The organism is Micromonospora sp. NPDC003776, from assembly GCF_053605645.1.
Genome location: NZ_JBSGJR010000277.1, coordinates 1 through 8663, shown reverse-complemented (window position 1 = coordinate 8663; position 8663 = coordinate 1). Strand labels below are relative to the sequence as shown.

8 protein-coding genes are annotated in these 8663 nt (G+C 75.7%); 5 read left to right on the top strand and 3 right to left on the bottom strand.

Annotated features, from left to right (window positions below; translation table 11 throughout):
• From ACWEVO_RS21465 to ACWEVO_RS21445, 5 genes are all read left to right on the top strand, one after another.
• A partial coding sequence (locus tag ACWEVO_RS21465; protein ID WP_452309305.1) for a RecB family exonuclease occupies nt 1-877 on the top strand: 877 nt, incomplete at its 5' end.
• Nucleotides 874-4317 carry an ATP-dependent helicase gene (locus tag ACWEVO_RS21460; RefSeq protein ID WP_452309304.1) on the top strand — a complete coding sequence of 1148 codons (3444 nt, stop codon included), beginning with the start codon at nt 874-876 and terminating at the stop codon, nt 4315-4317. The genes ACWEVO_RS21465 and ACWEVO_RS21460, both read left to right, overlap by 4 nt.
• Nucleotides 4318-4527: 210 nt before the next feature.
• A complete protein-coding gene (cspE, locus tag ACWEVO_RS21455) occupies nt 4528-4731 on the top strand; it encodes a transcription antiterminator/RNA stability regulator CspE (protein ID WP_007464836.1) in 204 nt (67 codons plus the stop codon).
• 225 nt (nt 4732-4956) lie between these two features.
• Nucleotides 4957-6216 (top strand): DEAD/DEAH box helicase, encoded by a 1260-nt coding sequence (locus tag ACWEVO_RS21450; protein WP_452309306.1) that lies wholly within the window; start codon nt 4957-4959, stop codon nt 6214-6216.
• Between the two features lie 112 nt (nt 6217-6328).
• On the top strand, nt 6329-6532 hold the full coding sequence (locus ACWEVO_RS21445) for a hypothetical protein (RefSeq protein WP_452309303.1): 204 nt from the start codon (nt 6329-6331) through the stop codon (nt 6530-6532).
• A 72-nt stretch (nt 6533-6604) separates the two neighbouring features.
• On the opposite strand, the gene ACWEVO_RS21440 is transcribed toward ACWEVO_RS21445, so the two are convergent.
• The 3 genes from ACWEVO_RS21440 to ACWEVO_RS21430 form a co-directional block, all read right to left on the bottom strand.
• Entirely contained in the window at nt 6605-7048 is a 444-nt protein-coding gene (locus ACWEVO_RS21440) for an RrF2 family transcriptional regulator (protein WP_452309302.1), read from the bottom strand.
• Between the two features lie 4 nt (nt 7049-7052).
• A complete protein-coding gene (locus ACWEVO_RS21435) occupies nt 7053-7937 on the bottom strand; it encodes an ABC transporter permease (RefSeq protein WP_452309301.1) in 885 nt (294 codons plus the stop codon).
• Nucleotides 7927-8663 (bottom strand): ABC transporter ATP-binding protein (locus ACWEVO_RS21430; RefSeq protein WP_452309300.1); only part of this gene is annotated, 737 nt, incomplete at its 5' end. The genes ACWEVO_RS21430 and ACWEVO_RS21435, both read right to left, overlap by 11 nt.

The following is an 8663-nucleotide window of genomic DNA, read 5'->3' as shown; positions in this document are numbered from 1 at the left end:
GGCCGCCGCCGGGGTCCCGGGCGCCCACCCGGACGACTGGTGGGGGCTGCGCGGCCTCTCCGACGACCGGCCGCTGATCGACGAGGGTGAGCCGGTCCGGGTCACCCCGTCGGCGATGGAGAGCGCCCTGCGGTGCAGCCTGCGCTGGCTGCTGGAACGGCACGGCGGCAGCGGCCCGGCCAGCGCGGCGCAGGGCGTCGGCAACCTGGTGCACGCCGCCGCGATGCTGGCCGAGGACGCCAGCGCCGACCGCAGAGCCCTCCTGGACTACGTGGCCGCCCGGTTCGACGCGATCGAACTGGCCGCCCGCTGGATGGTCGGCCCGGAGCGGCAGCGCGCCGAGGCCATGGTGGACAAGCTGCTCCGCTGGCTGGCCGGAAACCCGCGCCGGCTGCTCGCCATCGAGCACGAGTTCGCGGTCCGGCTGGACGACCCCACCCGGCCGATCGAGCTGACCGGACGGGTGGACCGGTTGGAGATCGACGAGGACGGTCGGCTCGTGGTGATCGACCTGAAGACCGGCAAGTCCACCGCGGTCACCGAGCGGGAGGTCGCCGAGCACCCGCAGCTCGGGGCGTACCAGGCGGCGGTGGAGGCGGGGGCGTTCGCCGAGTTCGGCGAGGAGTCCGGGGGTGCCGCGCTGGTGCAGCTCGGCACCGGGGCGAAGGACGCCAAGGAGCAGGCCCAGGCTGCCGCCGGGGAGGGGCCCGAGGCGGGTTGGGCCACCGCACTGGTCCGGCGGACCGCCGACACGATGGCCGCCGCCACCTTCGCGGCCGTCGCCAACGCCAAGTGCCGGGTCTGCCCGGTACGCACCAGCTGCCCGGTGTCCGGCCAGGGCCGCCAGGTCGTCGAGCCGCCCGCGGAGACCCCGTGACCACCCAGCCGACCCTGTTCAGCGCCGGCGCCACCCCGGCGCCCCGCGCCGCCGACGCCGGCCCCCGCTACACCCCGGTCGAGCTGGCGAAGCTGCTCCGGCTGCCGGCCCCCACCCGGGAGCAGGCGGCGATCATCGCGGCACCCGTCGAGCCGCTGCTGGTGGTCGCGGGCGCCGGCTCCGGCAAGACCGAGACGATGGCCGCCCGGGTGGTCTGGCTGGTCGCCAACCAGTACGTCCGGCCGGAGCAGGTGCTCGGCCTCACCTTCACCCGCAAGGCCGCCGGTGAGCTGGCGCACCGCGTGCGTACCCGGCTCGACCAGCTCATTCGCCGGCTCGGGCGGCAGGGCCGGGACCCGCACGAGGACCCGCTCGCCGGCGAGCCGACCGTCTCCACCTACCACTCGTACGCCGGGCGGATCGTCACCGAGCACGGGCTGCGCGCCGGTTACGAGCCGACCACCCGGCTGCTCACCGAGGCGTCCCGCTGGCAGCTCGTCGACCTGCTGGTGCGCAACTACGACGGGGACATGTCCGAGGTGGACCGGATGCCCTCCACCATCACCGACGCGGTGCTGGCACTGGCCGGGGAGCTGGACGAGCACCTGGTCGACCCGGACGACCTGGCCGCCTGGACCGGCCGGTTCTTCGCCGACGTGCAGTCCCGCCCCGGCCGGCTGTACGCGGACGTGAAGAAGGCGCTCCAGCTCCAGCGGACCCGGCTCAAGCTGCTGCCCCTGGTCCGCGCCTACGCCCGGCGCAAGGACGACTTCGAGGCGATGGACTTCGCCGACCAGCTCGCCCGGGCCGCCCGGGTGGCCCGGGACCACCCCGGCGTCGGGGTGATCGAGCGGGACCGCTTCCGGGTGGTGCTGCTCGACGAGTACCAGGACACCAGCCACGCCCAGGTGGTGCTGCTCAACGCGCTGTTCGGCGGCGGCCACCCGGTCACCGCGGTGGGCGATCCCTGCCAGTCCATCTACGGCTGGCGGGGAGCCAGCGCCGGCACGCTGGACCGGTTCCCCACCGACTTCGCCCGCGCCGACGGCACCGCCGCCGAGGTGCTGAGCCTCACCACCAGCTGGCGCAACCGGCCGGAGATCCTCGGCGTCGCCAACGCCCTCTCGGTGCCGCTGCGGGCGGCCGGCGCCCGGGTGCCCGAGCTGCACGCCGCGCTCAGCGTCCGCGAGCCGATCCCGCACCGCACCCCACGCGGCCGCGCCGCGGGCACCGTGCACTGCGCGCTCCTGGAGACGTACGCCGACGAGGCCGACTGGATCGCGGAGAGCGTGCTGGCCGCCTGGCGGGGGGCGGCCGGGACGCCCGGCGCGCTGCCCGAGCACATCCCGGTGCCGCAGCGCCCCACCACCGCCGTGCTGGTCCGGCTGCGCAGCCAGATCCCGGCGATCGAGGCCGCGCTGCGCGCCCGGGGCCTGCCGGTCGACGTGGTCGGGCTCGGCGGCCTGCTGGACACGCCCGAGGTCCGGGACGTGGTGTGCACGCTGCGGGTGCTCGCCGACCCGACCGACGGGGCGGCGCTGCTGCGGCTGCTCACCGGGGCGCGCTGGCGGATCGGGCCCCGGGACCTGGTGGCGCTGCACCGCCGGGCGAAGGCCATCGCCCGGGCCCGTCGCGCGCCCGGCGAGGACGGGCCGGAGATCACCGTGGACGTGCTGGACGAGGCGACGCTGGTCGAGGCGCTGGCCGACCTGGGCCCGGCGCAGGCGTACTCGGCGGAGGGGTACGGCCGGCTGCGCGCGTACGGGATGGAGCTGGCGCTGCTGCGCTACCGGCTCGACCAGTCCCTGCCGGAGCTGATCGCGGACATCGAGCGGACCATCGGCCTGGACGTGGAGGTGGCGGTCCGGGCCGGCCGGGACGGTGCCGGCGACGCCGGGCTGGCCCGCGGCCACCTGGACGCGCTCGGCGACGTGGCGGCCCGGTTCAGCGGGGAGACCCCCGGTGCGACGCTGGCCGGCTTCCTCGCCTACCTGGCCGCCGCCGAGGACGAGGAGCGGGGCCTCACCCCGGGTGAGGTCGAGGTGGTGGAGGGCGCGGTGCAGATCCTCACCGCGCACGCCGCCAAGGGGCTGGAGTGGGACGTGGTGGCGGTCGCCGGGCTGACCCGCGGGGTGTGGCCGGGGCCGGTCCGCAACTCCGACCACTGGCTGGGCGGTCTGGGCGTGCTGCCGTTCCCGCTGCGCGGCGACGCCGACGGGCTGCCCGAGCTGGACCTGGCCGGGGTCGCCGACCAGCGCGGGGTGGCCCGGGCGGTGGAGGAGTTCACCGACGCCTGGCGGGCCCACGACGAGCGGGAGGAGCGCCGGCTGGCGTACGTGGCGGTGACCCGGCCCCGGCGGCTGCTGCTCTGCTCCGGCCACTGGTGGGGGGAGGGGACGAAGCGGTTCCGCGGCCCCTCGGTCTTCCTGCGCGAGGTGCACGACGCGTGCCGGGACGGCGGGGACGGGCACCTGGTCGACGAGTGGGCGCCCGAGCCGGCCGGGGACGCGGTCAACCCGACCACCGAGCAGGTGCTCCGGGCCGAGTGGCCGGCCGATCCGCTCGGCTCCCGCCGCCCGGCCCTGGCCGAGGCCGCCGCCCTGGTCCGCCGGTACCTCGCCGACCCCGACGCGGCCCGCCGTGAGGAGGCCGTCCTCGCCGCCGGGGCGGCCGTCGACCTCCGGACCGCCGTCGAAGGAGCCGCACCCGCCGCCGCGCCGGCCGACGATCCGGAGGTGGCGCGCTGGCGGCGGGAGGCCGACCTGCTCCTCGCGGAGCGGGCCGAACTGCTGCGCGGGGCGGAGGCGGTCGAGGTCGAACTGCCCGGGCACCTGTCGGTGACCCAGCTGGTGGCGCTGCGCCGTGACCCGGCGGCCCTGGCCCGGTCGCTGCGCCGGCCGATGCCGAGCGAACCCAACCCGTACGCCCGGCGGGGCACCGCCTTCCACACCTGGCTGGAGCAGCGCTTCGGCGCCGACCGGCTGCTGGACGTGGACGAGCTGCCCGGCGCGGCGGACGACGACGCCGCCCCGGACGAGGCGCTCACCGAACTCCAGGAGCGCTTCCTGGCCAGCGAGTGGGCCGACCGGGTGCCGGTGGAGGTGGAGGTGCCGTTCGCCACAGTGATCGCCGGCGTGGTGGTGCGGGGCCGGATGGACGCGGTCTTCGCCCGCCCCGGCGGCCGGTACGACGTGGTCGACTGGAAGACCGGCCGGCAGCCGACCGGGCGGGAGGCCGAGGCGGCGGCGGTGCAGCTGGCCGTCTACCGGCTGGCCTGGGCCGAGCTGGCCGGGGTGCCGGTCGAGCGGGTGGGGGCGGCCTTCCACTACGTCCGGGACGGGCTCACCGTCCGTCCGGCGGACCTGCTCGACGCCGACGGGCTGACCGCCCTGGTCGGCGGCGTGCCGGAAATTTCGACAGACGGGCGCGGTGTTGCGTAAACCGTGGTAGGTTAGACGAGTTGCAGTTTTGGTTACCAGAGACTCTGTGTGCGCCTGGCGGATTGTGGCCCCAGGCGCACTTTGTTGTGTCCGGAGTTCTCCGGGCGGGGCGACCAGCAGCGACAGGTGCACCGCGCATCTCCGCGCGACGCACTCCTTTTCGGCCCGCAACAGGTGCGGGTCGAACGTTCCGTCAAGGAGACGAAACACATGGCTATTGGCACCGTCAAGTGGTTCAACGCTGACAAGGGCTTCGGCTTCATCACCCCGGACGGCGGCGGCGCCGACGTCTTCGCCCACTTCTCGGCGATCCAGTCCTCCGGCTACCGGAGCCTGGACGAGAACCAGCGGGTCGAGTTCGAGGTGACCCAGGGCCAGAAGGGCCCGCAGGCGGAGAACATCCGCCCGCTCTGATCTTCGGATCGCCCGGTAACACCCATCGCGCCCTCCGGGCGCGCTGACGGGCCGGTTCGCCGCGCCACCCACCCGCTCACCGCGGGTGCGGCGCGCCGCGGCGGGCCGGCCCGTACCCTTTCGGTTCGTGCTTGTGATTCCCGGTGGGTCGTTCCACCGGTGACGCGCCGCTCGCGGCGCCCTTCCTCGACACGTGCCGCGTCGAGGAAGGCTTTCCGCATGACCATGACCATGACCGTCCCCACCTTCGCCGCCACCGGCCTGGCCCCGGCGCTCGTCGCCGAGCTGATCGCGCAGGGCATCACCGAGCCGTTCCCGATCCAGGCGGCCACCCTGCCCGACTCGCTGGCCGGCCGGGACGTGCTCGGCCGCGGCCGGACCGGCTCGGGCAAGACGCTCGCCTTCGGGCTGCCGCTGCTGCACCGGACGGCCGGTCACCGGGCCCGTCCCGGCCGGCCGTTCGCCCTGGTGCTGGTGCCCACCCGCGAGCTGGCCCAGCAGGTCACCACCGCCCTCACCCCGTACGCCGGCGCGGTCGGGTTGCGCTGCGCCACCGTGCTCGGCGGGCTCTCCCTGCAGCGGCAGGCGGACGCGCTGCGCGCCGGCGCCGAGGTGCTGGTGGCCACCCCCGGGCGGCTGCACGACCTGATCGACCGGGGCGACGCCCGGCTGGACCAGGTGGCGATCACCGTGCTGGACGAGGCCGACCAGATGGCCGACATGGGCTTCCTGCCGCAGGTGACCAGGCTGCTGGAGCAGGTCGCGCCGGGCGGCCAGCGGCTGCTCTTCTCCGCCACCCTGGACCGCGGCGTGGACAAGCTGGTCCGCCGCTTCCTCACCGACCCGGTCACGCACTCCGTCGACCCGGGCACCGCCACGGTGACCGCGATGACGCACCACGTGCTGCACGTGGAGGCGGTGGACAAGCCGGCGGCGCTGGCCCACATCGCCGCCCGCGAGGGGCGGACCCTCCTGTTCATCGCGACCAAGCACCGGGCCGACCGGGTGGCCCGCCAACTGCTCGCCAAGGGTGTACGCGCCGCCGCCCTGCACGGCGGCAAGACCCAGCCGCAGCGCACCCGGATCCTGGAGCAGTTCCGCACCGGGCAGGTCACCGCGCTGGTGGCCACCGACGTGGCGGCCCGGGGCATCCACGTGGACGGGCTCGACCTGGTGGTCAACGCCGACCCGCCCACCGAGGCGAAGGACTACCTGCACCGGGGTGGGCGTACCGCCCGGGCGGGGGAGTCCGGCACGGTGGTCACCCTGGTCCTGCCCGAACAGCGTCAGGACGTGACCCGGCTGATGAGCCTGGCCGGGATCACCCCCCGGACCACCCGGGTACGCCCCGGCGACGAGGAGTTGAGCCGGGTCACCGGGGCTCGTGAGCCGTCCGGCGTTCCGGTCACCATCGCCCCGCCGCCCCCGGTCGCGGCACCCTCCGCCGCCCGCCCCGGCCGTTCCCGGCGTCCCCGCCGCCGCTGACCCAAGCCCGGCGGCCGCCCGTCGAGTCGGGGAAATGCCGGCGCCGGGTCCGGTGCCCGACTGTTCTTCCTCGCCCGACCGGCCATGCTGGGACGGGGGAACGAGGCCGGGCGTGCCGGCCGCGGGAGGGGTGACCATGGCGGGCGGTGCCGGCTCGAGGGCGACCCGTGAGCTGCTGCTGGTGCTCGCGATCGCGGGGGTGGGTCTGGTGCTCGCCATGGTCGCGGCCTTCGCGCCCTGGCACCTGGCGCCCGCGCCCGCCGGGCTGGTCGGGCTCCATCCGCCGGCCGGCGCGTCCGGCGACGCCAGCGGCTGACGCTCCACCCCGGGCCGGGTCGCCCCGCCCGTCGGCGGCGGAGGCTCCACCGGGAACCTGGGCGCCCGGCCGTCAGCGGCCGGCGGCGCCGTCGGTGACCAGCAGTTCGGCCAGCGTGGTCCGGTCGACGACCAGGGCGACCGCGCCGTCCACCGCCAGCCAGACGTCGCGCAGCCCGGTGGCCACCCCGTGGTAGCCGGCCCGGTCCGCGGGCAGTCCCCGGACGCTGGTCAGCGCCCCGCCGACCGCCCGCAGTACGTCCCCGACGCTGATCTCGGCGGCGGGCCGGGTGAGCCCGTAACCGCCCTCGGTGCCGCGTGCGCTGTGCAGCAGCCCGGCCCGGCGCAGGTCGAGCAGGATGCCCTGGAGGAAGCTGAGCGGGATCTCCTGGCTCTCGGCCAGGCTCGCGGCCTTGACCAGGTCACCGCCGGATTCCCCGGTGCCGGGGGAACCGGCGGCGTCGGCGACCGCGAGCATGGCCCGGAGCGCGTAGTCGGCGCGCGCGGAGACGTACACGGCGTCAGTCGCCGGCCTGGTCCAGCACGCCCCACCGCCGGCGGATCGCCTTGTCGGCCGCGCCGAAGGCGGCGTCCACGAGCAGCCCCACCACCAGGATGACGATCATGATGGCCAGCAGCCGGGGCGCCTCGCTCAGCTCCCGGGCGTAGGTCAGCTGCGCGCCGATCGAGGTCCGGGTGGCGATGACCACCAGCAGCTCGCCGGCCATCAGGCTGCGCCAGGCGAAGGCCCAGCCCTGCTTGAGCCCGGCGACGATGGCGGGCAACGCGGCCGGCGCGATCACGTACCGGTAGAGGTCGAGGCCGCGGGCGCCCAGGTTGCGACCGGCCCGCAGCAGCAGCGGCGGCACGTAGTCGACGCCGTGGATGACGCCGTTGGCCACCGAGGGCGCCGCGCCGAGCACCACCACGAAGAAGATGGCCTGCTCGCTCAGCTGGAAGAGCAGGATGGCCAGCGGGAACCAGGCGATCGACGGCATGGTCTGCAACGCCGTGATCATCGAGCCGAGGGCGGCCCGGAGCACCTTGACCCGCGCCACGGCCAGGCCGAGCAGCAGCCCGACGGCGACCGCGGCGGCGAAGCCGACGGCGGCGCGGCGGCCGGTGGTGGCCAGGCCGTCCCAGAGCGCCGAGCTGACCAGGTAGTGGCCGAGGTCCGCGAAGACCACCGCCGGCCCGGGGAGCGCCCACGGGTCCTTCCAGCCCGTCCAGACCACGACCTGCCAGACGGCGACCGCCAGGCCCAGCGCGGCGAGCTTGGGCCAGAGGGCGGACCAGCCGCGCCGCAACCGGGACGGCGGCTTCTCCCGGCCGGCGATCTCCAGAGCGTCCAGTCCGGAGATCTCCGCGTCGGTACGCGGCGATCCGGCGAGCGTGTCACTGGCCATGGCGGCCCACCTCCGTACGCAGCCGGCCGGTGACCTCGGCGGCGATGGTCGCGATCTCCGGGGAGTCGATCCGCCGGGGCCGGGGGACGTCCACCCGGGTGGACCAGATGATCCGGCCGGGCCGGCTGGAGAGCAGGATGATCCGGTCGGCGAGCCGGGCCGCCTCCCGGACGTTGTGCGTCACGAAGAGCACGGTGAGCTTCCGCTCGGACCAGATCCGTTCCAGCTCGTCGTGGAGGATGTCCCGGGTCATCGCGTCGAGCGCGCCGAACGGCTCGTCCATCAGCAGCACCGGGGTGTCCAGGGCGAGGGTGCGGGCCAGGGCGACCCGCTGCCGCATGCCGCCGGAGAGCTGGTGCGGGCGCCTGCGGCCGAAGTCGGCCAGGTGGACCGTACGCAGCAGCTCGGCGACCCGGGTCCGGCGTTCGGCCCGGGGCAGCCCGCGCAGCTTGAGCGGCACCTCGACGTTGGCCTCGACGGTGAGCCACGGGAACAGCGCCGGCTCCTGGAACATCAGGCCCGGGTTGACGCCGTCGCCCAGCTCGATCCCGCCGCCGCTGACCCGGTCCAGGCCGGCGACCAGGTTGAGCAGGGTGCTCTTGCCGCAACCGGAGGCGCCGACCAGGCAGACGAACTCGCCGGGTGCGACGTCCAGCGACACCCCGTCCAGCGCCAGCACGGCGTTGCCGCCCTGGCCGTACACCCTGGTCACGCCGCGCAGCGCGA